The organism is Micromonospora sp. NBC_00860 (assembly GCF_045207375.1).
In the GTDB taxonomy this organism is placed as follows: domain Bacteria; phylum Actinomycetota; class Actinomycetes; order Mycobacteriales; family Micromonosporaceae; genus Micromonospora; species Micromonospora vinacea.
In genome coordinates, this window is the sequence record NZ_CP108825.1 from 1962030 (window position 1) to 1987925 (window position 25896).

Genomic DNA, 25896 nt, shown 5'->3' on the forward strand with positions numbered 1-25896 from the left:
CGTGGCCCGGTATCTGCTCACCCGCGCCTGGCAGTCGGCGTTGACCCTGCTGATGTCGACGATCGTGGTCTTCGTCGGCGTACGGGCGCTGCCCGGCGACCCGGCCCTGGCCCTGGCCGGTGAGGACCGGTCGCCGGAGGCCCTGGAGGCCATCCGGCGGCACTACGGGCTGGACCAGCCGCTGCCGGTGCAGTTCGCCCAGTACGTGGAGCGCATGGCGCAGGGCGACTTCGGGGTGTCGATCCGCACCGGTACCCCGGTGTCGTCGATGCTCACGACCGCCCTGCCGGTGACCGTCGAGCTGTCCGTCCTGGCGATCCTCATCGCGGCGGCGCTCGGCGTCGGCGCCGGGGTGCTCGCGGCGGTCCGTCGTGGACGTCCGGCGGAGTGGCTCGCCAACGGCCTGGCCCTGATCGGCCTGTCGGTGCCGCACTTCTGGCTCGGGCTGCTGGCGATCCTCTACCTGTCCGTGGCGACCGGGCTCTTTCCCGCCTCCGGCTTCGTGCCGATCCTGGAGGACCCCGTGGACAACCTGCACCACATCGTCCTGCCGGCAGTGATCCTCGGCACCGGCCTCGCCGCGATCATCATGCGGCAGACCCGGTCGGCGATGTTGGACTCGCTCTCCTCCGACTACGTGCGGACGGCGAAGGCGAAGGGCCTGCGACCGCGCGCCGTCATCACCCGGCACGCCCTGCGGAACAGCCTCATCGTGGTGGTGACCGTGGTGGGTCTCCAACTCGGTGGGCTGATCTCGGGCGCTGTCGTCACCGAACAGATCTTCGGGCTGCCGGGCTTCGGCAAGATGACCATCGACGCGGTGTTCCAACGGGACTACCCGGTGATCCAGGCCGTCGTCCTGCTCACCGCGGCGGCCTACATCGTGATCAACTTTTTCGTGGACCTGCTCTACTCGGTCATCGATCCCCGCATCCGGGTGACGGGAGATCCGGCATGACCGTCCTCACCGTACCGATGGCGGAGACAGGTGCCGCCAGCGTCACCCGGCGTACCCGGGTGCTGCGGCGGCTGCGCCGCAACCCGCTCGCCGTGGTGAGCTTCGTCGTCCTCGCGCTGGCGGGCGTCATCGCGCTGCTCTCGCCCTGGCTCGCGCCCTACTCGGTCGACCAGACCGATTTCGCCCGTACGTTCGCACCTCCCGGCACCGCCGGGCACCTGCTGGGCACCGACGATCTCGGCCGGGACGTCCTCTCCCGCATCATGCTCGGTGCGCGGGCGTCGTTGCAGGTCGGGCTCCTGGCGGTGGCCACGTCGTTGGTCATCGGGGTGCCGCTCGGGCTCGCTGCCGGCTACTTCCGGGCCTGGGACGCGGTGATCTCGCGTTTCACCGACCTGCTGCTGGCGTTTCCGTTTCTGATCATGGCGGTGGGGTTGGCGGCCATCCGGGGCGCCAGCCTCGGCAACGCCGCGGTGGCCATCGGCATCGCCCAGATCCCCGGGGTGATCCGGGTCGTCCGCTCGGACACCCTGCGCCTCAAGTCGCTGGACTTCGTGGCGGCGGCCGTCGTGGACGGCGCGAGCGACCTGTGGGTGCTGGCCCGGCACATCCTGCCCAACGCGACCTCGGTGATCCTGGTGCAGGCCACTGTCGCCATCCCGGCCGCGATCCTCGGCGAGGCGGTGCTGTCCTTCCTCGGCCTCGGCATCCAGCCGCCCGCGCCCAGTCTCGGCACCATGCTGGCCACCGCCCAGCAGTTCGCCGCCCGCGCACCCTGGGCCGCCGTCTTCCCCGGCGTCGTGATCATGGGTCTGGCGCTGGCGTTCAACGTCTTCGGTGACGCCCTGCGCGACGCCCTCGACCCGAAGGGAGACCGGCGATGACCACGGCCTCCGCGCCCGTGCTGGAGATCCGCGACCTGTCGGTGTCGTTTCCGACCGAGACCGGCACCGTCTCGGCGGTCGACGGGGTCAGCCTGGACCTCGCGGCCGGGGAGATCGTCGGGATGGTGGGCGAGTCGGGGTGCGGGAAGAGCGTCACCGCGATGAGCATCGCCGGACTGCTCCCGGGCAGCGCCCGGGTCACCGGGTCGGTGCGCCTGGACGGCACGCAGCTGGTCGGGGCCCGCGAGTCGGCCCTGCGTCGGGTCCGTGGCCGGGAGATCGCGTACATCTTCCAGGAGCCGATGACGTCGTTGAACCCGGTGCTCACCGTCGGGCGGCAGATCGGGGAGGTGCTCCAGGTCCACGAGCGGATGTCCCGACGGGCGGCGCGGGCGCGTGCCGTCGAGCTGTTGACGCTCGTCGGGATCCCGTCCGCCGCCCAGCGGGTCGACAGCTATCCGCACCAACTCTCCGGCGGCATGCGCCAGCGCGTGATGATCGCGATGGCGGTGGCCTGCGGCCCGAAGGTGCTGGTGGCCGACGAGCCGACCACCGCACTGGACGTCACCGTCCAGGCCGGCATCCTCCAGGTGCTGCGGGACCTGCGCGACCGGCTCGGCACGAGCGTCCTCATCATCACCCACGACCTCGGCGTGATCGCCGACATCGCGGACCGCGTCGTCGTCATGTACGCGGGCCGGGTGGTGGAACGGGCGCCCGTCGACGACCTGTTCGCCCACCCCCGGCACCGGTACACGGCCGGACTGCTGTCGGCGTCACCGCAGCCGGGCCGGCACGCCGGCACCGACCGGTTGACCGAGATCCCCGGACTGGTGCCCGTCCTGGCGAGTCAACCCGACGCCTGCACCTTCGCGGATCGCTGCCCAGGCGCCGACGAGCAGTGCCGAGCGGCCGCCCCACCGCTGGAGGGCGTCGGTGGCACCGACCATGTCGCGGCCTGTTGGCACCCCTGCACAACGGCACCGACGGCACCGACGGCAGCTCAGGAGGTGAACCGATGACGCCGCAGCCGAACGCTCTGGAGATCGCGGACCTGGTGATGCACTTCGGCCCGGTGCGTGCCGTGGACGGGGTGTCCCTGACGATCCCGCGAGGGCGGGTCACGGCCCTGGTGGGGGAGAGCGGTTCCGGGAAGTCGACGGTGGGCCGATGCGTGGTGCGGCTCGTCGAGCCGACCGCGGGAACGGTCCGGATCGCGGGCACCGACGTCACCCACCTGTCCCGACGGCGGCTGCGCCCCCATCGCGGCGCGGTGTCGATCGTCTTCCAGGACCCGGCCGCGTCACTGGACCCACGCATGCTGGTGGGTGAGATCGTGGCCGAGCCGCTGCGGCTGGCCGGCAAGCGGATCTCCCGGCGCGACCGGGACGCCCGCGTCGCCCCCCAACTCGAACGGGTCGGCCTACGCGCCGAGGTGGCCCGTCGCTATCCCCACGAGCTGTCCGGCGGGCAACGTCAACGGGTCAGCATCGCGCGGGCCCTGATCTCCGAGCCCATGCTGCTCATCGCTGACGAACCCACCAGCGCGCTCGACGTGTCGGTGCAGGCGTCGGTGCTCAACCTCCTCGCCGACCTGCAACGCGACATCGGGTTCGCCTGCCTGTTCATCACCCACGACCTCTCCGCTGTCGAGTACCTGGCCGACGACATCGCGGTCATGTACCTGGGTCAACTCGTCGAGACCGGCAGCCGCGAGCGGATCTTCGCCCGGCCCGCCCACCCGTACACGCAGGCGCTGCTCTCCGCCGCGCCGGTGGCCGACCCGGTGCGTCAGCGCCACCGTCAACCGGTGCTGCTCGGCGACGACCTGCCGTCCGCACTCGACCCGCCGTCGGGCTGCCGGTTCCGGACCCGGTGCCCGCTCGCCTTCGACAGGTGCGCGACGGAGGTCCCGGCGCAGACCGCGATCGGCGACGGCATGGCCGCCTGCCACCTGGTCCGACCGGACGGCACCGGTCCCGACGTTCGCACCACAGATCCCAGTGAGGTGTTGTCATGACGTTCACCACCCGACCCACGTTGCAGGGCACCTTCGGCATGGTGTCCTCCACCCACTGGCTCGCCAGCCAGGCCGCGATGGGCATCCTGGAACGCGGGGGAAACGCCTTCGACGCCGCGGTCACCGCCGGGTTCGTCCTGCACGTCGTCGAGCCGCACCTGAACGGGCCGGGCGGCGAGGTGCCGGCCATCGTGGCCACCGCAGCGGACCCGACGCCGAAGGTGCTGTGCGGGCAGGGGCCCGCGCCGGCCGGCGCCACCATCGCGCACTTCCGGTCGCTCGGCATGGACCTCATCCCGGGTGCCGGCCCGCTCGCGGCGGCCGTACCCGGCGCGGTGGACGCCTGGCTCCTGCTGCTGCGCGAGCACGGCACGCTCACCCTCGCCGAGGTGCTGGAGCCGGCGATCGGCTACGCCGGCGCCGGACACCCGCTGGTGGGCCGGGTCGGTGACACGGTGACGGCGGTCCGGTCGTTGTTCGAGGAACACTGGCCCACCTCCGCCGCGCTCTGGCTGCGCGGCGGCCGACCACCCGCCGCGGGGGAGATGGTCACCAACCCGGCGTACGCGGACACCCTGCGCCGCCTCGTCGAGGCGGGACAGGCGGCCGGCGCCGACCGGGAGGCCCAGATCGAGGCCGCCCGCCGGGCCTGGAGCACGGGCTTCGTCGCCGAGGCGATCGACGCGTTCAGCCGGCTACCGTTCCAGGACTCCAGCGGCCGCCCGCACGCCGGGCTGGTCACCGGCGACGACCTCGTCGCGTACTCGGCGAGCTGGGAGACGCCCGCCACCCTCGACTGGCACGGCTACTCGGTGGCGAAGACCGGCTTCTGGGGTCAGGGCCCGGTGCTGCTGGAGTCCCTGGCCACACTGGACGCGCTCGACGACCCGGGCGCGTACGACCCGGACACCGCGGCGGGCATCCACGCCCAGGTCGAGGCGCTCAAGCTCGCCTTCGCTGACCGGGAGGCCTGGTACGGCGACGATGTCGACGTGCCCGCCAAGGCGCTGCTCTCCCCGCAGTACGCGCGGGAGCGGGCCGCCCTGATCGGCGATCGCGCGTCGGCGGAGTTGCGGCCGGGGCGTCCGGACGGGGCGCAGCCGCGCCTACCCGCCCACGTCGGACCGGGTGCCGGGCGGCGTACCGGGCCGACGGACGCCACGACCGGAGAGCCGACAGTGCAGTCGGACGGGGTGACCCGGGGCGACACCTGTCACGTGGACGTGGTGGACCGCTGGGGCAACATGATCTCCGCTACGCCCAGCGGCGGATGGTTGCAGAGTTCCCCGACGATTCCGGAGCTCGGTTTTCCGCTGGGCAGCAGGTTGCAGATGTTCTGGCTGGAGGAGGGGCTCGCCTCATCGCTGGCGCCGGGCCGCCGCCCGCGTACGACGTTGAGCCCGACGATGGTGCACCGCGACGGTGAGCCGGTGCTGGCCTGCGGCACCCCCGGTGGCGACCAGCAGGACCAGTGGCAGTTGCCGTTCCTGCTGCGGCACCTCGTCGGTGGCCAGAGCCTCCAGGAGGCCATCGACGCGCCGGCGTGGCACACGGTCAGCCTGCCGGGGTCGTTCTACCCCCGCGACATGGAGCCCGGTGTCCTGGTGGTGGAGGACCGGCTCGACGAGGGCGTGCTGGCGGCCCTGCGGGCGTACGGGCACGAGGTGCGGGTCACCGACGGGTGGAGTCTCGGTCGGCTCTGCGCGGTGACCCGTGACCCGACGACGGGCGTGCTGGCCGCCGGCGCGAACCCCCGAGGGATGCAGGGCTACGCGTGCGGCCGTTAGCGGGCGCCGTAGCCGCCTTCGGCGTTCTCGTACGCCGCGGCGGATGCCGCGTCGAGGTGGTCGAGCGCGGCCCGCTCGGCGCGGTCACCGTCGCCTGACTCGATGGCGTCGACGAGCTGGATGTGCTCGGCCCACGAGTGTGGCGCGCGTTCGGCCGCCCCGAGCCGGAAGACCCACTGGACATGGAGGTAGAGCGACTTGGCGATCGACGACAGCCAGGGGTTTCCGCTGATCTGGAGGATGCGCAGGTGCAGCGTGCTGTTCAGCTCGGCGACCCGGGCCAGGTCCTGCCGCTGGGTCGCCTCACGGCCCTGGTCGAGCAGGGCACGCAGGGACGCCACGTCGGCCGCTGTCGCCCGCTCGGCGGCCAGTCGGGCGGCCAGCGCCTCCAGACGCTCGCGCACGGCGAACATGTCGGTGATGGTCCCGCTGCTCGGTGAGGCGACGACCGCTCCCCTGCGGGGGAGGATCACGACGAACCCCTCCGCCTCGGCGACGCGCAGCGCCTCCCGGACGGGGTTGCGGGAGACGCCGAAGTCCTCGGCGAGCCGGTCCTCGGTCAGCCGTTCCCCGGGCAGGTAGTCGCCGTCGATGATGGCGGTCCGCAGCGCGGCGAGGACCTGATCGCGTAGCGGCAGGTGTTGCGCGCCGAGCTTGTCCCGTAGGTCTTCAGCCACCTGGTCGCCTCTCCGTGAACGTGTCCGGACAAAGTGTATACGAAGAACAATTACTGGAAGGTGGCCGACAGTGTCGAGCACAGCGCCCCGCGTCACCCACCCCCACGTCGCCCCGCGCCGAGACGAGCGCCTGCTGCGGCGACGGCAGGCGCTCGTCGTCGTCCTCACCTTCCTGACCGGGAGCGCCGACGCTCTCGGTTTCCTCGCCCTCGGCGGCGCGTTCGCGAGCGTGATGACCGGCAACATGGTGCTGCTCGGGCTCTCGGCCGGCCGAGGCGAGGCCGACCTGGCCCTGACGTCGGGCTGCGCCATCGTCAGTTTCATCGTCGGCGTTCTCGCGGGCGCCCGCGTCGTCGGCTCGGCACAGCCCGACGATCCGGTCTGGCCCCGGCGGGTCACCTGGGCGTTGGTCCTGGAGCTGGCGGTGTTCGTGGTGTTCGCCGTCGTCTGGGAGGTCACCCTGCACACCCCCGACGCGGGTGTCCACCTGGCGCTGCTCATGCTGTCCGCTGTCGCGTTGGGCGTGCAGAGCAGTGCCATCCAACGCTTCGGAGTGTCCGGCCTGTCCTCCACGTACCTGACCGGCACGCTCACCAGCCTGATCGCCGGGGTCGCCGCGCGCAGCCCGTGGGCCAGCCTGCGCCCCAAGGCTCAGGTGCTGCTGGCCCTCATGGTCGGCGCGGCGGTCGGCGCCCTGGTCGCCCTGCACCTGCCGGTCGTCGCCCCGGCCCTGCTGATCCTGCCGCTGGTGCTCGTCATCGCGGTGTCCGCGCGGATGCGGGCCTGACCGTTGTGGTGGCGTGCCGGTGTCGGTGTGGCCAACGCGGGATGGCGGAGACCCGCCATGTCCGTGCTCCGCCAGTGATCATGTGGTTCAGCCGGATGCCCGTCGCCTGAGAATCGGCGACGGCGGTGTCGGCCCTCCCGGGCGACCGCCTGAGGGAGGGGACGTACTTCATGCTCAGACCCAGACAGCGGACACGTCGAGCCATGGGTGCCGTCGGTGCGGCGCTGGCCATCGTGCTCGCACTGCCGACCGGCGCCGCCGTGGCCGCGCCCGCGCCGAGCAACGGCGCTGTCGACCCACTGCGCAAGGTGGACCCGCGCGTGCTCGGTGCGGCCCGTACCGGCACCAACGCCAGCTTCTTCGTCGAGCTGACCGACGAGGCCACGCTGAACCAGAGCGACCTGGACCGGGTCGAGCGGGCCGCCGGTGGCCGGGCCGGGCGGGTCGCCCGCACCACCCGGGTCTACGAGACCAAGCTGGCCCACGCCGAGAAGACCCAGCGCGGGCTCCGCTCCCTGCTGCGCAACCGGCACGCCGACTTCACCCCGTACTGGATCGCGAACATCATCGAGGTCACCGGCGACCTGAAGCTGATGACCGAACTGGCCGGCCGGGCTGACGTCGCGCGGATCACCGCGATCGGTGGGACCAAGCTCGCGGAGCCGGTCCGCACCGCCGGCGCCTCCGCCGACAACCCGCAGCTGCCGTGGAACCTCACCTCACTCGCCGCCGACAAGGTCTGGCGCGAGTACGGCACCCGCGGCGAGGGCATCGTCGTCGGCAGCGTCGACTCCGGTGTGCAGTACGACCACCCGGCCCTGGTCCGCCAGTATCGGGGCAACGACGGTGACGGCACCTTCACGCACGACTACAACTGGTACGACCCGACCGGGATCTGCCTGCCGTCGACGCCCTGCGACAACTACGGGCACGGCACCCACACGGTCGGCACGATGGTCGGCGACGACGGCGACGGGCGGATCACCGGTGTGGCCCCGCGTGCCAGCTGGATCGCGGCCAAGGGGTGCGAGGCCAACTACTGCAGCAACAGCGCGTTGCTCGCGGCCGGCCAGTGGATGCTCGCGCCCACCGACCGCAACGGCGAGAACCCCCGCCCGGACCTCGCGCCGGACATCATCAACAATTCCTGGGGCGGCCACGACGGTGACCCCACCTTCTACGACACCATCATCGACTCCTGGGTCGCCGCCGGCATCTTCCCGGTCTTCGCGGTCGGCAACGAGGCCAAGGAATTGCCCGAGCCGTGCGGCTCGGCGGGCCACCCGGCCACCAACCCGCTGGCGTACGCCGTCGGCGCGACCAGCGCCGCCGGTTTGATCGCCGACTTCTCCAGCCGAGGGCCGGGCCGCGAGGACACGGTACGGCCGGACATCACCGCCCCCGGGGTAGGCATCCTCTCCTCAGTGCCGGGCAGCGACTGGGGCATGAGCGACGGCACATCCATGGCCGCTCCACACGTCGCCGGCGCGGTCGCCCTGGCCTGGTCGGCCGTGCCGAACCTGCGCCGTGACCTGGCAACCACCCGCGAGCTGCTGGACCGCACCGCGCACGACGTCAACGACCTGCAGTGTGGCGGCACCCCGGCCGACAACAACGTCTACGGCGAGGGTCGGCTCGACGCGTACGACCTGGTGACCCAGGCCTCGACGGCGCAGCTCGGCGGCGTCGTGGTGCACGCGAACCTGAACGGCACCGTGCTCTCCGGGGCGAAGATCACCCTGACCTCCGCCCTGGTCACCCGCACCGCCCGCACCGACGCGCGCGGCACGGTCCAGCTGGGTCGGGTCCCGGCCGGGGAGTACACGCTGACCGCGTCGTTCTTCGCGCGGCGCACCGCACGGCAGACCATCACCGTCTCGACAAGCGGCACCACCAATCTGACGCTGGACCTGTCCGAGCCCGCCCCGTGGCAGGCGATCCAGGGCCGGGTCACCGACCCGGCGGGCAAGCCGGTCGTGGGTGCCCGGTTGGCGCTCGCCGGGGAGACGTTCCCAGCGTTCGTCACCGACGCCGAGGGTCACTACACCGGGATGCTGCCCGAGGCCGACTACGACCTGCTGGTCGAGTACGGCCGGTGGCTGGCACCGAAGACGGTCGCGCTGACCGTCGACGGGCCGGAGACGGTGGACGTGGCGCTCGCCGCGAAGACCGACCGGCACGGCTACCGGGCGGGGACGGCCACCGCGGAGTGGGCCGACGGCGGCAGCGTGCTGGCCCTCACCGGCGACACCGCGAGCCGGGCCGTCGACCTGCCGTTTCCGGTGACGTTCTACGGCAGCACCTACCGTCAGCTGACCGTGCACACCGACGGTTACCTGACCTTCGGCGTCGACGTGAGCACCTCGGTCGGCGACAACGGTCCGCTGCCCGCCCCGGCGGTCTCGGCACCGGCCGTCTACGCGTTCTGGGACGACCTGGTCCTGGACCACGCCTCGACGGTGCGTACCAGGGTGTCCGGCACCGGCACGGCCCGACAGGTCGTGGTCACCTGGAACCGGGCCGCGCTGAAGAGCGCGCCGAAGACCCGGGTCGACGTCCAGGTGCGCCTCGGCGAGAACGGCACCGTCACCATCGCGTACCGCAAGCTCGCCGCCACGGCGGCGGGGACCGGCGGCTCGGCGACCGTCGGCATCGAGGACGCCACCGGCCGCGACGCGCTGACGTACTCGCGCGACGAGCAGGTGCTCGACGCGGCCGACGCGATCACCTTCCGGGTGGCCGGTCGTGGCCTGCTGCGGGGCACGGTGCGGGATGCGAACGACCGTCAGCCGCTGGCCGGCGCGACGGTGCGGGTCGAATCGCCGGACGCACCGCAGCCGATCACCACGACCACCGACGCCGACGGCTTCTACCAGGTGGAGGCACCGGCCGGGCCGGTAACGGTGACCGCTCTGCAACCGGGCTACGACCTGCCGGCGAGCACCGTCGGCGTTGTCGAGTCGACGGTCGTCCCGCACGACCTGGCGCTGCGTACACCGCTGCTGCTGGCCAACAAGAACGCGGTCTCGGTGTCCGCCCGGGCCGGGGTGACCCGGACTGCGACGGTGACCCTGACCAACCGGGGTGACCTGCCGGCCACCTGGCTGGCCCGGGAGATCAACTCGCCCACCCCGCCGACCGGCATCCCGGGCCGGCAGCTCAGCTCGTTCCCGCTCAAGGAGCTCTACAACGCCTACGGCGTCGGCTACCGCAACGGCGAGCTGATCGTCTCCAACTCGTACCTGTTCGGGCAGATGCAGCGCTTCAGCACGGACGGCCGGTCGCTGGGCAAGGGTGTGCTGCCGATCGACGGCTGGCCCTCGGACATGGCGTACGTGCCGAGCCGGGACCTGATGTGCGCGCCGAAGATGTCGTTCATCGGGGACCTGCCGATCGTGTGCTTCGACCCGGACACCCTGGAGGTGAAGGAGACCATCACCGGGCCGTGGGCCGGCAAGCTCTACTACGGGCTCGCCTACCGCGCCTCGGACGACACCTTCTACCTCAGCGGCGACAACCGCATCCGGCACCTCGCCGGACTGTCTCACCCGCAGCCCGGTTCGGTGCTGGGGGAGTGCACCCCGCCCATCCCGTGGATGACCGGCCTTGCCCTCAACGAGGAACACAACGTGCTGTGGGGCATCAACCAGGACTCCAAAGAGTCGATCTGGGCGCTCGACCCGGCCACCTGCCAGCCGCTCGCCTCGGTGCCCGACCCCGACCCGAACCCGCTCAGCGGCGCCGGGCTGGACCTGGACGAGCAGGGCAACCTGTGGGTGCTCGGTAACGCGACCGGCCGGCCGTACGGCAGCAAGGTCTATCACGTCGACGGCTCGCTGCCGGCGTACAGCGACGTGGCGTGGCTGTCCGCCGCAACCTCCGGCGAGGTGCCGGCGGGGGCGAAGGGCGCGTTGACCATCACCGTGGACACCACCGGCCTGGCGCCGGGCCCGTACGTCGCCACGCTGCTGGTCACCAACAACGGTGCGAAGGGCGCGTCCACCCCGATCACCGTGTCGCTGACGGTCACGAAGTGAACCCCGGGGCCTGCCGACACCTCCAGTGTCGGCAGGCCCCCGCTTTCGGGTTCAGAGCCAGTCGTTGCGGGCGATGAACCAACCGAGCTGCATCCGGGTGGCGCTCCCGGTCGTGTCCATCAGCTGCCGCAACCGCCGCTGCACCGTACGCAGCGAGATGCCCAACTGGGAGGCGACCGCCTTGTCCGGCAACCCGGTCATCAGCAGCGACAGGATCTGCCGGTCGACGGGGGTGGGCGTGCTCTGCCGCTCGACGTCGTCGACCCCCTCGCTGGCCGCGGCGAGCCGCAGCGGCGTGGCCCTGTCCCACACCTCGGTGAACAGCGCCACGAGTACCTCCACCCAGGTGGTGCCACGGACCACGAGCGCCCAGGGGTCGATGCTCTCGGCGCGCGCGGGGAAGGAGATCAGCGCGACCCGGCGGTCGGCGACGGCGAGCTTACCGGGCACGTTCGCGGCGACCCGTGCCTGTTCACCTGCCGCGACGAACCGGCCGATGTGGGCCGCCGCACCCGGCCGTTCCAGCCCTCGCCGGTCGTACACGACGCGAAAGGCGACGCCCCGGCCGAGCATCTCGACCTCGGTCGGGTTGTCCTGCAACACGGCCGCGTACGGCGGGCGGTCGAAGCCGAGCACCTCCTCCTGCGCCCCGCGCAGGAACTGGTCGAACGCCTGCATGATCGCGGGAACACCGACGACAAGCTGGACATCCTGGTCCATCGGGTCCGCCGGGCGTTGCTGCCGCAGCCAGTCCCACAGGCCGACCCGCGCCTCCTGAAGCTCGCGCATCCGCTGGTTGAGCAGCGACTCGATGGCCAGGTCGGGCGGTGTGGCACCGGCGCGGCCGGCAACCATGCGTACCAGCCCGGCTCGGGCGAGAGCGTCGAGCGCGTGGTCCAGCTCGGCCACCGTGGCCGCGACCCGTGGTGCCAGCTCGGTCGCGGTCCCGGCACGGCCACGGACCAGCTCCAGGTAGACCTTCTCCTCCAGCTCGCTCAGACCGAATGCGCTCAGCAACAGACCACCACACCCGCCTCGGGCGGCCCGCCGTTCGTGCGGCTCCGCTCCAGCTGATCTTGGAGCGCTCCCAGCGGGACGTCAAGAGGCGCGACCGCACGCCTTCTGATCTTCAGACGCCGCGAGCGAACAGGGCCAGACGGACCCGGTTGGGGCTGTCGGTCTTGGTCATCAGGCTGGTGATGTGGGTCTTGACAGTGGTGACACCGATGTGGAGCTGGTCGGCGATCTCGGTGTTGGACAGGCCCTCGGCGACCAGGTTCAGCACGTCCCGTTCCCGGGCGGTCAGGCCCGACAGGGCCGGTGGTGACCCGGGGCGGGCGTGCACCGCGCGCTGCACGAGGCGGCGCAGCACCTCCGGGCTGAACGGGCTGTCACCGACGGCGGCCCGGCGGATGCCGTCCAGCAGCTCGGTCGGGGGCGCGTCCTTGAGCAGGAACCCGCACGCTCCGGCGGTCAGCGCGGGGTAGAGGTGGTCGTCGTCGCCGAACGTGGTCAGCACCAGGACGCGGGTGGCGGGACGTTCGGCGAGGATGCGGCTGGTCGCGGTGATCCCGTCGACGCCGGGCATCCGCAGGTCCATGACGACGACGTCGGGGAGGAGCCTCCCGGCCAGCGGGATCGCCTCCCGGCCGTTGTCGGCCTCCCCGACGACCTCGATGTCGGGTTGGGCGTCGCAGAGCATGCGCAGCCCGGCCCGGATGAGGTGCTGGTCGTCGACCAGCAGCACCCGGATCACGCCGGCTCCGGCGCGGGTGACCCGGCCGGGGCCTCCCGCTCGCGGGGCACCGACCCGACCGGCGCCCCGGCCGACGCGGACGCCACGGCCGGAAGGACGGTATGCACCCGCCACCCGGTGTCGGTCGGGCCCGCCTCCAGCCGACCGCCGAGGACCTCGACACGCTCCCGCATCCCGGTGATGCCGTGCCCGCCACCGGCCGGCACGCCCGCCGGCACCCCACCGTGCCCGTTGTCGGTGACCTCCCAGTGCACCGACCCGTCCCGGACGGCCACCACGAGATGCGCGAGCGCGGACGTCCCCGCGTGCTTGGCCACGTTTGTCAGCGCCTCCTGGGTCAGTCGCAGCACCGCCATGCCGCGCACCGCGTCGAGTGAACCGATCGCCGGGTCGAGATCGGCCTCCACGGTGACACCCGCCTGCCGGGCCCGGTCGATGGACGCGCCGATCGCCGCCGGCAGCGCGGCCGGTTCGATCGCGGTCAGCGCCGCGTCACCGCGTACCCCGTCGGGGTTGCGCAGCACCGCGACCAGCCGGCGCAGCTCCGCGAGGGCCGCGGTGCCGGTGCCGTGCACGTCGTCGAAGACCTCGCCCACCCGGGGGTCCAGGTCGGTGAGCACGTGCCGGGCGACGCCGACCCGCAGCACCATCGACGCCACATGGTGCGCGACGACGTCGTGCAGCTCGCGGGCGATGGCGCTGCGCTCGTCGGCGCGCGCCGCACGACTCTCCGATGCGTGCTGGCGTTGCTCGGCCACAGCCCGCTCCACGGCCTGCCGACTCAGCTCCCGGTTGGTGCGGATGACCAGGCCGAGCAGCACCGGCACGCCGACCTCCAGGGCCAGTCCGACGACGCCGGAGACTACCCTGCCGGCCGGGTCGCCCACCGAATCGGTCAGGTCGACCACGACCAGCAGCGCGGTGGACAGCCAGATGGTCCGGGGGCGACGCGCCCGCATGGTGATCTCGAGCAGGGCCCAACTCGCGCCGACCTGGTTGATGGTGAAGTCGTCGACCAGGCTGATCGCGACCGTCAGCAGGGCGGCCTGCGCCACCAGGTTGACCACCGGCCGACGGTGCGCCGCCAGCGCCACTGTGATCGCGAGGACCGCGAGGATCCACTGTGTCGTCGTGGGCGTGCTGGTGGAGTGCGGAACGAAGAGCAGGTAGCACAGCCCGCTGAGATCGAGCAGCACCATCCGCACGAGCGTGTCCCGCATGTCGAACAGTCGCCCCGGCCAGCTCACGGTGGTCAGCCTAGGTGCTGCGGGCCGGTGGCGACGGCCGCCGGCCGCCGCCACCGGGCCCGGACCGCGAGGTACGCGGCCAGGCCGAGCGGTCCGAGCAGGATGGTCAGCAGCAGCACCGGAGCCATCACCAGCGCCGGCACCCCCCGTTCCCGGCTGTCCAACCACGCCCACCGCCCGACGAAGAGATCGAACGCGATCATGTGCGCCCAACCCGCCGCCGCCCCGTCGGAGGTGCCGAGCAGGTCGCGCACCCCGGCCAGGGTCGGCGACGTCACGGCCGGCAGCACGTCGCCGAACGCCGGCAGCACCAGCAGCGCGTAGATCACCACGACCGGCAGCACGATCAGCGGCGAGGCGATGATCCGGGCGGTCCACGACCAGCGGGGCAGCAGGATCATCAGTGCCCAGAACGGCGCGGCCACCGCGAACGTCAGGGAGAACAGCGTCGCGGTCACGCGGCCAGCGCCAGGTCCGGGCGGCGTCCGCGGGCCAGCACCAGGCCGGTCGCGGTCGCCGTCGCGACCACCAGGGCCGCGACCGCGACGAGCGTGACGGCGTCCGGCCGCAGCAGCGGCTGTTCGCGCAGGGCCTGCCAGGTCAACAGCACGGTGAGTACGCCGTACGCGCCGCCCGCGACGACCAGCAGCCGGGCGCGGGTGCGCTCGTCCCACCGCGTCGCGAACCGGGTCAGCAGGATCGCCAGGATCGGCAGCGCCTGGAGGGCGTGCAGCCCCACGAAGTGTCCGATCCGCAGGTCACCGCCGGTGGTGCTCCAGCCGACCAGTGGCAACCCCGGCCCACCGTCGGGCACGCCGACGCTGTGCGCCCCACCGATCCCCTCGATCCCCGGGTCCTGCATCGGCAGCGCCATCGGCACCGCCGCCAGCATGCCCAGCAGGGACAGGCCGAGCCCCCACCCGACGGCGGTCGCGGCGACCCGATCGGGGATCCGCTGGATCAGGACCACGATCCCGATGACGAGGTGCGCGAAGAACAGCACCATGATCGCCGCGCCCATCGCCGCGAACAGCGCGGTGTTCAGGGGGGTGCTGTCGTTGAAGTGGCTGGTCTGCCCGCGGACCACCTGACCGACGATCACCGCGTTCTCGACGACCGCCACCGCGACGATGACGACGACCGCCCTCTCGACGGCCCGGCTGCGTCGCGGCAGCAGGGAGAGCATCCAGGCGAGCGTCGCGCCGTACAGCACGAACGACACCGCGAACTTGAACGGCTTGAGCCAGATCGGCGCCCCGGTGAGGACGCGCGGATCGACGAGGATGCCGACCACGGCGACGACGGCCAGCACCGCCATCATGGATACCAGGACCATCAGCGGGCGGTTCCAACGCGCCGCCCGGCGCACAACGGTAGTCATGCCTGTAGATGTTCGTGGTCGTGACCGCCGATCGCGTCCGACCCCGAGCCCCGGTTGCGGCCGCTGGTCGGAGCCCGCCTCCTCCCTGGGTAGGAGACGAAATCCGTCGAAGCCGCTCGGCGGTGCTGGCACAATGGCCGCTCGGCCGACCGGACGGGGATCGATCATGACGACCAACGAGGACCGTGTCCAACCGAACGAGACCACAGTGCCGCTGCTGCACTGCGCGGCCCCGGAGGAGACCCTGGCGTTCTGGCGGGCGCTCGGCTTCGAGGTGGCTTATGAACAGCTCAGGCCATATGTGTACCTGGCCTTCACCTGGAGCGGGTTCCAGCTGCACTACGGCCCGGCGCCCAAGGACCTGGACCCGGCGAAGGAGCACTCCGGTGGGTGCCTGGTGATGGTGGACGCGGTCGCGTCGTACCACGCGGTGTTCACCGAGGCGATGCGCCGCAGCTACGGCAAGGTGCTGGTCAAGGGCCTTCCCCGGATGACCCGCTACCGGGCCGGGGCGTCGCGGTTCAGCATCATCGACCCGTCGGGCAACACCATCGTCTTCATCCAGCGGGACGAGCCGAAGGACGTGGAGTACGGCGGGTCGAAGGAGCTCGACGGGCTGGCCCGGGTGCTCGACAACGCGCGGATCCTGCGCGAGTTCAAGATGGACGACCGGGCGGCCTACCGGGCGCTCGACTCGGGGATGCGCCGTCGCGCCGAGGACGCGCCGGTGGTCGAGCAGGCGATGGCGCTGGCCGGTCTGATCGAGCTGGCGACCGTGTTGGACAAGGCCGACCGGGTGCCCGAGTGGGGCGCCCGCCTCCAGGCGCTGCCGCTGACAGTGGAGCAGCGGACGCAGGTGGCGCAGTACGTCGCCGACCCGGCCATCCTCGAACCGTGGTGGCCCGGCCAGCGTTGACCCCGGACCTTCCCGCGCCTGGCTCGCCAAGATCCGCACAACTTCCGGGATGTAGGTGCCTCCGCGGCTGGTGAGGCAGCACTTTCCCTGTTTCTGTGCGGATCTTGGCCGAGCGGCTTTAGGCCGTACGGCTCACCGGGCATGGGCCGCGGCGCTGCGGCGGAACAGCGCCGCCACGCCGGCGAGCATGACCAGTAGCAACCCGGTGAACCAGTTCATCGCCGTGCCGGCGCTGACGGCCTGGGTGGCGACGCCGATGCCGACGGACGGCAGGATCATTCCCAGGTAGCCGATGAGGAACAGCCCGGCCAGGGCCTCGCCGCGTCGGGCGGGTGCGGCCATCTCCGCGACGGCACCGATGGCGGCCTTGAAGAGCACGCCGGCGCCGATGCCCGCGACCACCCCGCCGGCCAGGAACGCCGTCAGGTTGGCGGTGTGCATCCCCACCAGCAGGACGGGCACACCGACGGCCTGGGTGAGCAGCCCCAGGCGCACCTTCGCCGGGGCGGAAAGCCGGCTGGTGAGGGTCTGCGCCACGGCCGCGCCGCCGAACACGGCGAACACGATAGTGCCGGCCAGGGCCCGCGACGGGAGGTGCAGGGCCCCCGCGACGAAACCCGGGGCGACCGAGGTGAACAGGCCGAACACGGCGAAGGAGGCGAACCCGGCGGCTGCCGCGGCCAGGTAGCCGGCCCGGTCCCCGTGGTCGGCGCTGATCCGCTGCGGCCGGTAGGTCGGCTTGACCAGCCGCTCCTCGACGGTTTCCGGGGTCAGGGCGACCGCCACGATGCTCACCGCCAGCAGGACGGCGAACACCAGGTACGGCGTGCGCAGCGGCGCGTCGACGTACTGGGCGAGGAGGCCCGCGACCAACGCGCCGACGCCCAGGCCGCCGATGTTGGCGGCGGTGGAGACCATCTCGAAGCGCTGGCGGGACGAGCCGGGCCGGTGCGCCGCGTGCAGCTCCTGGAGGTACGCGGTGGCGGTCGCGGTGATCATGCCGATGCCCAGCCCGCTCACCAGCCGGGCGACCAGCAGCACCGGCAGGGACGGGTCACCCAGGAACAGGGCGGCGGCCACCAGCTCCAACGCCAACGCCGGGATGAGGATCTTCTTGCGGCCGACCCAGTCCGAGACGTGACCGGCGAGCAGCAGGCTGATCACCACGCCCACCGCGTAGACCGCGAACACGATCGTGCCCATGAACGTGGAGAAACCGTCCCGCGCCATGTACAGCGGGTAGAGCGGGGCCGGCACGGTGCAGAACGCCATCGCGGTCAGGAAGGCCAGGGCGATCGCCCAGAAGCCACGGCCGTGGCGGCGCGACGAGCCGTCGCTGCGGTCGGACGTGGCGGGGCCGGGTGTCAGGGTCGACAAGGACATGGCCCCACTGTTGCCTCACTCAAGCATCAGGTCCAACGAAAGTTGATGCTCGCGACGATCGCGATCGGTGATACTTGGGGGTGTGGAACTGCGCCAACTCGAGTACTTCGTCGCCGTGGCCGAGGAACAGAACTTCACCCGTGCCGCCGCCCGCCTGCACGTCGTCCAGTCCGCCGTCTCCGCCGCGGTCAAGACCCTCGAACGCGAACTGGGCGCGTCACTGCTGGACCGCAACTCCAAACGCGTACGCCTCACTGACGCCGGCGCCGCGCTGCTGCCGCGCGCCCGGATCGCCCTCGACGCGGCCCGCGACGCCCGCGACGCGGTCGCCGAGGTGCACGGCGGCCTGCGCGGCACCCTGCGCATCGGCACGATGACCTCGATCAGGCTGCTGCACCTGCCAGCCCTGCTCGGCGAGTTCCACCGCCGGCACCCCGGAGTGCTGCTGCACACCAGCGTCGCCCCGCACGGCTCCCAGGGGCTCATCGACGCTCTCACGGAACGCCGGCTCGACCTCGCGTTCGTTTCACTGCCCGGCAAGCCCCCTGCGGAGATCCACCTCACCGAGCTGGCCAGCTCGGTCCTCGACCTCGTCGTCCCGGAGGATCACCCGCTGGCCACCCTCGAGGCGGTCACCCTCGCCGACATCGCCGGGCTGGACTTCATCGACTCCCCGGTCGGCTACGGCAATCGGGCCGTGACCGATCGGGCGTTCACGGCCGCCGGCCTGTCCCGGCGCGTCACGATCGAGATCCCCGACATCGCCACCGGCGCCGACCACGTCCGGCACGGGCTCGGCATCGCCCTGCTGCCCCGCTTCGCCGTCGCCGACGACCACGGGGTGCGACTGCTGGCCGTCACCGGCGCCGACCTGAACTGGACGGCGTCGCTCGCCACCCCGGTGGACCGCCCGGTCGGGGCTGCCGCCCGTGCGCTGATCGACCTGACCGCCGAGTTCCTGCCCTGACGAGCCGGGGGTCCGGTTCGCCGTATGCCATCTCGGGGCATACGTCTCGTCGTTCCATGGAACGGCACGAAATTACCGCTTTAGGGTAAGTAAGGCGAACGCCCCTAGCTGTTCCGATAGCTTTCGAAGGAGAGGAAAATTCGGATTCCTCCCTTCGGGTGCATAAGGAGTCAGTGATGAAGCGCAGTGTCGCGTTCGCGGCAGCCCTCCTGGCAGGTCTGACCAGCATCGGATCGATCCCCGGGACCGCCTCCGCCGATGGTGGTGGCCCTGGGTACCACGACGATCGCAAGGGGGGTGATTACCACCACGGCGACGAGGGAGCGGTCTTCGTCCAGACCAACAAGGCCGAGGGCAACACCATCAAGGTGTACGACCGCGACGAGGACGGCCGTCTCTCCAAGGCGGGCGAGTACGAGACCGGCGGGCTGGGCGGCTTCACCATCGGCGCGCCGCTGGACGCACTGGCCTCGCAGGGTTCCCTGACCTACCACAAGGGACTGTTGTTCGCGGTGAACGCCGGCAGCAACACCGTCACGGTCTTCCGCGTCGACGGCACCAAGCTGCACAAGCTCCAGGTCATCTGGTCCGGCGGTCTGTTGCCGGTCAGCGTCGCGGCCCGCGGCGACCTCGTCTACGTCCTCAACGCCGGCGGCGAGGGTTCGGTGCAGGGCTTCGAGCTGCACAAGGGACGCCTGTCCCGGATCGAGGACGCCAACCGGTCGCTCGGGCTGCACAACGGCAACCCGCCCGCGTTCGGGACCGCCCCGGCCCAGGTAAAGATCGACCCGGACAGCGAGTTCGTCCTGGTGTCGACCAAGGCCGCCAACGTCATGTTCAGCTACGAGATCGGTCGTCACGGCGAACTGGCCCGGAACCCCGTCATCAGCGACGCGGGGGACGGTCCGTTCGGCTTCACCTTCGACACCGACGACTCGCTGCTGGTCACCGAGTCCAACGCGAACGCGGTCAGCCGGTTCGAGTTGGAGGACGACGGCGCGCTCGACCAGGTCGGGCCGTCGGTGCCCAACGGTCAGCAGGCGCCGTGCTGGATCCAGCGCGTCGGCGACTTCTTCTTCGTCGCCAACGCCGGCAGCTCCACCATCAGCTCCTACCGGGTCGACGACGACGGCAAGCTCCAACTCGTCAAGGCCGTCGCCGTCGACACCGGCGGCGGGTCGATCGACATGACCACCAGCGACGGCTTCCTGTACGTGCAGAACGCCACCGCCGGCAACGTGCAGGGCTACGAGGTGGGCAAGGACGGTTCCCTGAAGCTCGTCACCACAGTGGAGGGTCTGCCGAAGTTCGCCGACGGCATCGGCATGGAAGGCATCGCCGCCTCCTGAGCGCACCACCCGCTGGTCCCGGTCGCTCGTCGACCGGGACCAGCTTTCGGCCTGCCATGAGGCTGCGTGGGCTCGGTCGACCTTCGGCCGGTGGAGTTACGGCCGCCGGATCGCTGGATCTAGACGGCCTCCGCTGAGTCCGGACGCGTTCGCTCGCCCCATCGGACGACCGCCGGGGCGGCGAGCCCGACCACGACGAAGATGCCGCCCATCAGCAGCCAGCCGGGTGCGCCCCACGCGATACAGAGCAGGCCCAGGATGGAAGGCGCGGCGACGTTGGCCAGGCCGGTGCCAATTCCGGAGATTCCCATGTACTGCCCCTGCGCGTGCGCGGGGGCGAGCCGGAACTGCAACTCGAGTGAGCCCGCCGCGTGCCACAGCTCTCCGACGGTGTGCGCGGCGACCCCCAGCGTGATCACCGTGACGGCGACCCAACCGGGCATCGCCGACGTGGCGGCGATCAGGGCCATCCCGATCAGGAACGCCAACCCGGAGCGGCGCATCGCCCGACCTGCCGCCGAACTGGTGTCGACTCCCCGGCTCGCCCTGACCTGCAGCGTCGCCACGAGGGCGGTGTTCACCAGCACGGCCACCCCGACGAACCAGCGTGGCGCGTGGGTCTGCGAGACGATCCACACGGGCAGCGCGAAGACCAGTACCTGGCCCTGAATTCCCAGGATGGCGTCGAGCACTGTGACTGCCAGAAAGGGCCTGTCCTTGAGTGCGATCCAGCGCCCGGTCAGTTGGGGCGCTGGAACGGGCGGCAGTGAGGGCAGCCGAGTGATGATGGCGGCGCAGGCCACGAAACTGACGGCGTTGCCGACGACCAGGGCCAGGTAGGCCGCGCGGGTGTCCAGTTGCACCGCGGCGCCGGCGGCGAGGGCTCCGCAACATCCGGCGAGGTTGGCGACCGACCGCAGGTAGGCGCGGTACCGGCCCGGGTTGGTGCCGCCGAAGCCACGCACCAGCGGGCCGCGAGACGCCCCGCCGGCCGAGTGCGCGAGCTGGGTCAGGCAGACCAGGACGACGAACGGCCAGAACGTGTGCACGAAGACCAGAGCGGCCATGGTGGCGGCTCGGATGACCAGGGTCAGCAGATAGATCTCACGTGGGCCCCGGCGGTCGGCGAGATGCCCCACCGGGATCCCGGCGAGCATCCCGACGAGCGCGGCGATGCCCATCCCCAGAGCGACCTGCGCAAGGGGGAGCCCGACGGATCGGGTGAAGAAGAGCACTGCGCTGGCCATGAAGATGCCGCTGCCGAGCATGTTGACGAAGGTCGCGAAGGCCAGAACGCGCCGAGGGCCGTGATCGGGGATGAGTCCTCGGGCAACGAGCCACGGGGTGTCGCGCGGAGGAATGGGAACGGGTGTTGTCGCTGCCTGCACAGTGACGGGCCTTCCATCGAGGGTGTCGCGGGGCCGCATCCTGCAGGGGTCGCTACTCGATGCTGGCCAGCTCGTCCGGCGACAGGACCAGCGCCCCGGCAGCCAGGTTCTCGACCAGGTGATCGGGGTTGCCGGTACCGGGGATGGCCAGCAGGTGCGATTCCGCACTGATCATGTTGGTGGGCATTGGGCGAACCTAGCCACCGCCGCTGACCTGCGCAGTCGGGCGTCTGCCCGATACCGATCGGGCAGCTTCACTGTTAAGTTATCTATCGTGGGAAGCGCTGTGTGGGCGGCCGCTGTGCCGGCAGCGCAGTGACAGCCCGCGGTCCGGTCGGGTCCTGACCGAAAGCGGATCGGGCCCACCCGCGGCGGTGTCAACCAGCTCGACCGCAGGGCGCTAGGACGCCAGCCGCTCGCGCGCGGTGCGGTCCGATCGGGCCAGCTCCACTCCGCCGTCCGACTTGTTGATCTCCGACCAGACGGCGTCGAGGGAGAGGCCGAGGACGTCGGCGATCGCCGCGATGGTCGGGAAGGCGGGGGTGGCTATCCGGCCGGACTCGATCTTTCGAAGGGTCTCCGGCGAGACGCCCGCGTCCAACGCGGTGAGGAGCATCGAGCGCTCTCCACGGGCGCGACGCAGGAGGGCGCCGAGGCGCTGTCCGCGTTCGAGCTCTGCGGGAGTGAGCGGCAACCTGACCATGCTCCGATTCTAGTACCGGGATAATATGGCCGGGATACTTATTGGTGGTCCGAGGAAGGCGCTGCATGATCGAGATCCTGAGCCCCACCGACGTGCTGCGAGCGAAGGACACCGGCGCGTTGGTCGCCGGCATCCTCCAGAGGCTGAAGAGCCGCTGCGTGGTCGGCACCAACCTCCTGGAGATCGACCAGTGGGCACGGGCCATGATCACCGAGGCCGGGGCGCAGTCCTGCTACGTCGACTATGAGCCGTCCTTCGGCCGCGGGCCGTTCGGCCACTACATCTGCACGTCGGTGAATGACGCCGTGCTGCACGGCTTGCCGTACGACTATCCGCTCGCCGACGGCGATCTGCTCTCGCTCGACCTCGCCGTCTCCCTTGGTGGAGTTGTCGCGGACTCGGCCATCAGCTTCATCGTGGGCGACGTGCGGCCCCCGGAGAGCGTCGCGCTGATCGACGCGACCGAGCGCGCGTTGCGGGCCGGGATCGCCGCCGCCGGTCCCGGCGTTCGCATCGGTGACATCTCCCACGCGATCGGCTCGGTCCTGACCGCGGCGGGATACTCGGTCAACACCGAGTTCGGCGGCCACGGCGTCGGGTCGACGATGCACCAGGACCCGCACGTCTCCAACACCGGACGTCCCGGTCGCGGATACCGGCTGCGCCCGGGGCTGCTGCTCGCGCTGGAGCCGTGGGTCATGGCGGACACCGCCACGCTCGTCACCGACGCCGACGGCTGGACGCTCCGCAGCGCGACGGGCTGCCGGACGGCGCACAGCGAGCACACCATCGCCATCACCGACGACGGCGCGGACGTGCTCACCCTGCCGGCGCGCTGAGCCGAACGGCACAGTCGACGTCTTCGTCGCTCAGCCGGCGACGAGCTGCCCACGGTGGACGATCAACCGGCCGCCGAAGGGGCACGTCCCTGCGTGGCACCCTGCCGAGTCGCGTTCAGAATGAACCGATCGGTCATATTTTCCGTGATGACGGTCAGGGTCACCCACCAGAGTCGCGGAGGCACGATGTCAACGGTTCGAACTGGTCCGGTCATCGGACTGCTCGTGCAGATCGTCCTGCTGGCAGTGCTGGCGGAGACAGTCGGTCTGGGCGCGGCGGGCTGGGCGGCCGGGTTGGCGTACGGGGTGGCCCTGTGCGCCCTGCTCAGCCGGGGGATGTCCCGCTCGGGCGCGGCTGCGCTGAGCCCGGCCGACCGGGTGACCCTGAGCCGGGCCGTCCTCGTCGGCGGCGTGACCGCCCTGGCCGCCGACTCGTTCGGCCGGTCGGCGCCGATCACCCTGATGGTCGTACTCACCAGCGTGGCGTTGGCCCTCGACGCCGTGGACGGGTACACGGCCCGCCGTACCGGCACCACCAGCGAACTCGGCGCGCGCTTCGACATGGAGATCGACTCCTTCCTGGTCCTGGTGCTCTGCCTGCACGTGGCCCCCTCGGTGGGTGGCTGGGTGCTCGCGATCGGCGCGATGCGGTACGTCTTCGTCGCCGCGAGCTGGGTGCTGGGGTGGATGCGCGGATCCCTGCCGCCGCGCTACTGGCGCAAGGTCGTCGCCGCCATCCAGGGCGTGGTGCTGACGGTGGCGATGGGCGACGCGCTGCCCGGGCCGCTGACGACCGTCGTGCTGCTGGCGTCACTGGCGCTGCTGGTCGAGTCGTTCGGGCGTGACGTCGCGTGGCTCTGGACGACCCGTCACCTCCGCCACACCGTCGTCCACGACGCCCCGGTCGCGATGGTCCACGCGAGCCCGGTGGGCCACAGCGCCGCGGCGGGGCTGGGCTCGGGCCGGACGGATGCGTTGCCCTGGTCGGACCGTCCCACTGTCGCCGTGGCCCGACGCGGGATCGCCCGCGTCTGAGCCGCCCGGATCCCGCCCCCAACGAAGATCATGGAAGGATGCCCGGGTTGTCGCTCTTGACGCGCGTACGTCAGCTGCCGAGCCAGGGACGGAGACCGATGAGGGGCGAAGTCTCGGACGTCACCGCCGCCACCGAGGGCAGCGGAGCCGAGGGCCGGCCGAAGCGTTCCATCGCGTCCCGGCTGACGACAGTCCTGGCCGCGCTGCTCGTCCTGCTCGCCCTCACCGTGCCGTACGACTTCGGTCGACTCAGCCCAGCGGGGTTCGTGCGGATCCCCCTGGAGGCGCTGCTGGTGGTGGCCCTCCTGCTCGCCCTGCCGTCACGTGGCAGCCGACTGGTCGCGACGCTCGCCGGCGTGGCGCTCGGCCTGCTCGGCCTGCTCAAGCTGCTCGACCTGGGGTTCTCCGCCTCCCTGAGCCGGGCGTTCGACCCGGTGCTCGACTGGGCGCTCCTCGACGAGGGGTTCGCCTTCCTCAGCGAGTCGTACGGTCGGCCCGCCGCCATCGGCGCCGCGATCACACTGGCGCTGGTGGTCGTGGGCCTGCCCACACTTGTCACGCTGTCGATGCGGCGACTGCGACGGCTGGTGGTCCGGCACCGCACCGGGACCACCCGGATCGTGGCCGCGCTGGTGGTCGTCTGGGTGGCCTGCGCCGCGTTCAACGTGCGGGTGGTCGAGGGTGTACCGGTCGCCGACACCTCCGCGACCACCCTGGCCAACGGTCACGGCTTCCAGGTGCGCCTGCGGCTCGACGACCGCGAGACGTTCGGCGCCCTGATCGAGGCCGACAGGTTCGGCGACACCCCCGGCGACCAGCTGTTGACCGCGCTGCGCGGCAAGAACGTGGTAGTCGCCTTCGTGGAGAGCTACGGTCGGGACGCCGTCGAGGACCCGGAGTTCGCGCCGCAGGTCGGTGCGGTCCTCGACCGCGGCACCAGCGAGCTGAACGCGGCGGGTTTCGCCGCGCAGAGCGGCTTCCTCACCTCACCGACCTTCGGCGGTGGCAGTTGGCTCGCGCACGACACGTTGCTCTCCGGCCTCTGGATCGACAACGACCAACGGCACCGCACCCTGCTGGCCAGTGACCGGATGACCCTCAACGGCGCCTTCCGCCGGGCGAACTGGCAGACCGTGGGCGTGATGCCCGCCGTCACCAAGGCGTGGCCGGAGGGCTCCTTCTTCGGCTACGACCGGTTCTACAACGCCAAGACGCTCGCGTACCGTGGCCCGAAGTTCAGCTTCGGCACCCCGCCCGACCAGTACACCCTTGCCAGTTGGCAGCGCCTGGAACAGGCCAAGCGCGACGGCAACGTGATGACCGAGTTGGCGCTGGTGTCGAGTCACGCGCCCTGGACGCCCGTCCCGCCGCTGCTCGACTGGGCCGACGTCGGCGACGGCGCGGTCTACCGCGGGGCCGGCGTCCGCAGGTCCGACGACAAGCGCCGCAACACCGCCCAGATCCGGGCGGACTACCGGAAGTCCATCGAGTACACACTCGGCACGCTCACCTCCTACGTGCGGACCTACGGAGACGACGACCTCGTGTTCATCTTCCTCGGTGACCACCAGCCCGCCGCTGTCGTCACCGGCGAGAACGCCAGCCGCGACGTCCCCATCTCGATCATCACCCGGGACCGGGCCGTGCTGGACCGGATCTCCGGGTGGGGCTGGCAGGACGGGCTGAAGCCCGGTCCGCAGGCTCCGGTCTGGCGGATGGACGCCTTCCGGGACCGGTTCCTGACCGCCTTCGGACCGTAACCCCGGCCACCTCCCACACGGA

At 71.5% G+C, this 25896-nt stretch carries 22 protein-coding genes and 1 pseudogene; 13 read left to right on the forward strand and 10 right to left on the reverse strand.

All coding sequences use genetic code 11. From position 1 onward, the window contains the following. Position 1: 1 nt before the first annotated feature. Genes OH804_RS08875 through OH804_RS08895 form a run of 5 tightly spaced genes read left to right on the forward strand, consistent with a single transcriptional unit; the run spans position 2 to position 5649 of the window. Positions 2-958: an ABC transporter permease gene (locus OH804_RS08875; protein ID WP_238669491.1), complete on the forward strand. Its 957-nt coding sequence runs from the start codon at positions 2-4 to the stop codon at positions 956-958. After that, a complete protein-coding gene (locus OH804_RS08880) occupies positions 955-1842 on the forward strand; it encodes an ABC transporter permease (RefSeq protein ID WP_231392683.1) in 888 nt (295 codons plus the stop codon). Before OH804_RS08875 ends, OH804_RS08880 begins: the two co-directional genes overlap by 4 nt. Then, a complete protein-coding gene (locus OH804_RS08885; protein ID WP_406064215.1) occupies positions 1839-2864 on the forward strand; it encodes an ABC transporter ATP-binding protein in 1026 nt (341 codons plus the stop codon). Before OH804_RS08880 ends, OH804_RS08885 begins: the two co-directional genes overlap by 4 nt. Then, on the forward strand, positions 2861-3862 hold the full coding sequence (locus tag OH804_RS08890) for an ABC transporter ATP-binding protein (RefSeq protein WP_406064217.1): 1002 nt from the start codon (positions 2861-2863) through the stop codon (positions 3860-3862). The genes OH804_RS08885 and OH804_RS08890 overlap by 4 nt, the downstream gene beginning before the upstream one ends. Next, entirely contained in the window at positions 3859-5649 is a 1791-nt protein-coding gene (locus OH804_RS08895) for a gamma-glutamyltransferase family protein (protein ID WP_406064219.1), read from the forward strand. Before OH804_RS08890 ends, OH804_RS08895 begins: the two co-directional genes overlap by 4 nt. On the opposite strand, the gene OH804_RS08900 is transcribed toward OH804_RS08895, so the two are convergent. Then, positions 5646-6326 carry a GntR family transcriptional regulator gene (locus OH804_RS08900; RefSeq protein WP_196923570.1) on the reverse strand — a complete coding sequence of 227 codons (681 nt, stop codon included), beginning with the start codon at positions 6324-6326 and terminating at the stop codon, positions 5646-5648. The two genes, OH804_RS08895 and OH804_RS08900, sit on opposite strands and share 4 nt — an antisense overlap. A 70-nt stretch (positions 6327-6396) precedes the next feature. Between OH804_RS08900 and OH804_RS08905 the strand changes: the two genes are divergently transcribed. Both OH804_RS08905 and OH804_RS08910 read left to right on the forward strand, forming a co-directional pair. Further along, entirely contained in the window at positions 6397-7113 is a 717-nt protein-coding gene (locus OH804_RS08905; RefSeq protein ID WP_406064221.1) for a YoaK family protein, read from the forward strand. Between the two features lie 170 nt (positions 7114-7283). Beyond that, positions 7284-11150 (forward strand): S8 family serine peptidase, encoded by a 3867-nt coding sequence (locus OH804_RS08910; RefSeq protein ID WP_196923568.1) that lies wholly within the window; start codon positions 7284-7286, stop codon positions 11148-11150. Positions 11151-11201: 51 nt separating this feature from the next. Here the strand turns inward: OH804_RS08910 and OH804_RS08915 are convergent, their stop codons facing one another. From OH804_RS08915 to OH804_RS08935, 5 genes are all read right to left on the reverse strand, one after another. Next, the gene (locus tag OH804_RS08915) at positions 11202-12167 is read right to left on the reverse strand and encodes a helix-turn-helix domain-containing protein (protein WP_196923567.1); all 966 of its coding nucleotides are present in this window, start codon (positions 12165-12167) and stop codon (positions 11202-11204) included. 112 nt (positions 12168-12279) lie between these two features. Beyond that, positions 12280-12906, reverse strand: a complete 627-nt coding sequence (locus tag OH804_RS08920; RefSeq protein ID WP_196923566.1) for a response regulator transcription factor — start codon at positions 12904-12906, stop codon at positions 12280-12282. After that, positions 12903-14153 carry a sensor histidine kinase gene (locus OH804_RS08925; protein ID WP_406064224.1) on the reverse strand — a complete coding sequence of 417 codons (1251 nt, stop codon included), beginning with the start codon at positions 14151-14153 and terminating at the stop codon, positions 12903-12905. Before OH804_RS08925 ends, OH804_RS08920 begins: the two co-directional genes overlap by 4 nt. 5 nt (positions 14154-14158) lie before the next feature. Then, positions 14159-14611: an ABA4-like family protein gene (locus tag OH804_RS08930; RefSeq protein WP_196923564.1), complete on the reverse strand. Its 453-nt coding sequence runs from the start codon at positions 14609-14611 to the stop codon at positions 14159-14161. Next, entirely contained in the window at positions 14608-15534 is a 927-nt protein-coding gene (locus OH804_RS08935; RefSeq protein ID WP_406064227.1) for a hypothetical protein, read from the reverse strand. Before OH804_RS08935 ends, OH804_RS08930 begins: the two co-directional genes overlap by 4 nt. Positions 15535-15700: 166 nt before the next feature. On the opposite strand from OH804_RS08935, the gene OH804_RS08940 reads away from it, so the two are divergent. Continuing rightward, positions 15701-16450, forward strand: coding sequence for a glyoxalase (locus tag OH804_RS08940; protein WP_406064229.1), 750 nt, complete (start codon positions 15701-15703; stop codon positions 16448-16450). A 132-nt stretch (positions 16451-16582) separates the two neighbouring features. On the opposite strand, the gene OH804_RS08945 is transcribed toward OH804_RS08940, so the two are convergent. Continuing rightward, complete coding sequence (locus tag OH804_RS08945) at positions 16583-17833, reverse strand: MFS transporter (protein ID WP_406064231.1); 1251 nt, start codon at positions 17831-17833, stop codon at positions 16583-16585. An 82-nt stretch (positions 17834-17915) separates the two neighbouring features. Between OH804_RS08945 and OH804_RS08950 the strand changes: the two genes are divergently transcribed. Together OH804_RS08950 and OH804_RS08955 are read left to right on the forward strand one after the other, a co-directional pair. Beyond that, positions 17916-18800, forward strand: coding sequence for a LysR family transcriptional regulator (locus OH804_RS08950; protein ID WP_196923560.1), 885 nt, complete (start codon positions 17916-17918; stop codon positions 18798-18800). A 176-nt stretch (positions 18801-18976) separates the two neighbouring features. Further along, the gene (locus tag OH804_RS08955; RefSeq protein ID WP_196923559.1) at positions 18977-20149 is read left to right on the forward strand and encodes a beta-propeller fold lactonase family protein; all 1173 of its coding nucleotides are present in this window, start codon (positions 18977-18979) and stop codon (positions 20147-20149) included. A 119-nt stretch (positions 20150-20268) separates the two neighbouring features. Here OH804_RS08955 and OH804_RS08960 read toward each other — a convergent pair whose 3' ends face one another. From OH804_RS08960 to OH804_RS08970, 3 genes are all read right to left on the reverse strand, one after another. Then, positions 20269-21537, reverse strand: coding sequence for an MFS transporter (locus OH804_RS08960; protein WP_406064234.1), 1269 nt, complete (start codon positions 21535-21537; stop codon positions 20269-20271). 52 nt (positions 21538-21589) lie between these two features. After that, on the reverse strand, positions 21590-21724 hold the full coding sequence (locus OH804_RS08965) for a hypothetical protein (RefSeq protein WP_406064236.1): 135 nt from the start codon (positions 21722-21724) through the stop codon (positions 21590-21592). A gap of 213 nt (positions 21725-21937) precedes the next feature. Then, the gene (locus OH804_RS08970) at positions 21938-22240 is read right to left on the reverse strand and encodes a helix-turn-helix domain-containing protein (protein ID WP_196923557.1); all 303 of its coding nucleotides are present in this window, start codon (positions 22238-22240) and stop codon (positions 21938-21940) included. A 65-nt stretch (positions 22241-22305) separates the two neighbouring features. On the opposite strand from OH804_RS08970, the gene map reads away from it, so the two are divergent. The 3 genes and pseudogenes from map (at position 22306) to OH804_RS08985 (ending at position 25874) form a co-directional block, all read left to right on the forward strand. Beyond that, entirely contained in the window at positions 22306-23079 is a 774-nt protein-coding gene (gene map / locus OH804_RS08975; protein WP_196923556.1) for a type I methionyl aminopeptidase, read from the forward strand. A 186-nt stretch (positions 23080-23265) separates the two neighbouring features. Further along, positions 23266-24019 (forward strand): annotated as a pseudogene (locus OH804_RS08980) (CDP-alcohol phosphatidyltransferase family protein); the annotation flags it as partial. Between the two features lie 193 nt (positions 24020-24212). Further along, positions 24213-25874, forward strand: coding sequence for a sulfatase-like hydrolase/transferase (locus tag OH804_RS08985; RefSeq protein ID WP_196923554.1), 1662 nt, complete (start codon positions 24213-24215; stop codon positions 25872-25874). Positions 25875-25896 lie beyond the last annotated feature (22 nt).

Excerpts from the sequence above, each read along its gene's own strand:
- OH804_RS08880 (WP_231392683.1), top strand. The coding sequence starts at position 955 with ATGACCGTCCTCACCGTACCGATGGCGGAGACAGGTGCCGCCAGCGTC.
- OH804_RS08885 (WP_406064215.1), top strand. The coding sequence starts at position 1,839 with ATGACCACGGCCTCCGCGCCCGTGCTGGAGATCCGCGACCTGTCGGTG.
- OH804_RS08890 (WP_406064217.1), top strand. The coding sequence starts at position 2,861 with ATGACGCCGCAGCCGAACGCTCTGGAGATCGCGGACCTGGTGATGCAC.
- OH804_RS08895 (WP_406064219.1), top strand. The coding sequence starts at position 3,859 with ATGACGTTCACCACCCGACCCACGTTGCAGGGCACCTTCGGCATGGTG.
- OH804_RS08910 (WP_196923568.1), top strand. The coding sequence starts at position 7,284 with ATGCTCAGACCCAGACAGCGGACACGTCGAGCCATGGGTGCCGTCGGT.
- OH804_RS08935 (WP_406064227.1), bottom strand. The coding sequence starts at position 15,534 with ATGACTACCGTTGTGCGCCGGGCGGCGCGTTGGAACCGCCCGCTGATG.
- OH804_RS08940 (WP_406064229.1), top strand. The coding sequence starts at position 15,701 with ATGACGACCAACGAGGACCGTGTCCAACCGAACGAGACCACAGTGCCG.
- OH804_RS08945 (WP_406064231.1), bottom strand. The coding sequence starts at position 17,833 with ATGTCCTTGTCGACCCTGACACCCGGCCCCGCCACGTCCGACCGCAGC.
- OH804_RS08955 (WP_196923559.1), top strand. The coding sequence starts at position 18,977 with ATGAAGCGCAGTGTCGCGTTCGCGGCAGCCCTCCTGGCAGGTCTGACC.
- OH804_RS08965 (WP_406064236.1), bottom strand. The coding sequence starts at position 21,724 with ATGCCCACCAACATGATCAGTGCGGAATCGCACCTGCTGGCCATCCCC.
- OH804_RS08970 (WP_196923557.1), bottom strand. The coding sequence starts at position 22,240 with ATGGTCAGGTTGCCGCTCACTCCCGCAGAGCTCGAACGCGGACAGCGC.
- map (WP_196923556.1), top strand. The coding sequence starts at position 22,306 with ATGATCGAGATCCTGAGCCCCACCGACGTGCTGCGAGCGAAGGACACC.
- OH804_RS08985 (WP_196923554.1), top strand. The coding sequence starts at position 24,213 with ATGAGGGGCGAAGTCTCGGACGTCACCGCCGCCACCGAGGGCAGCGGA.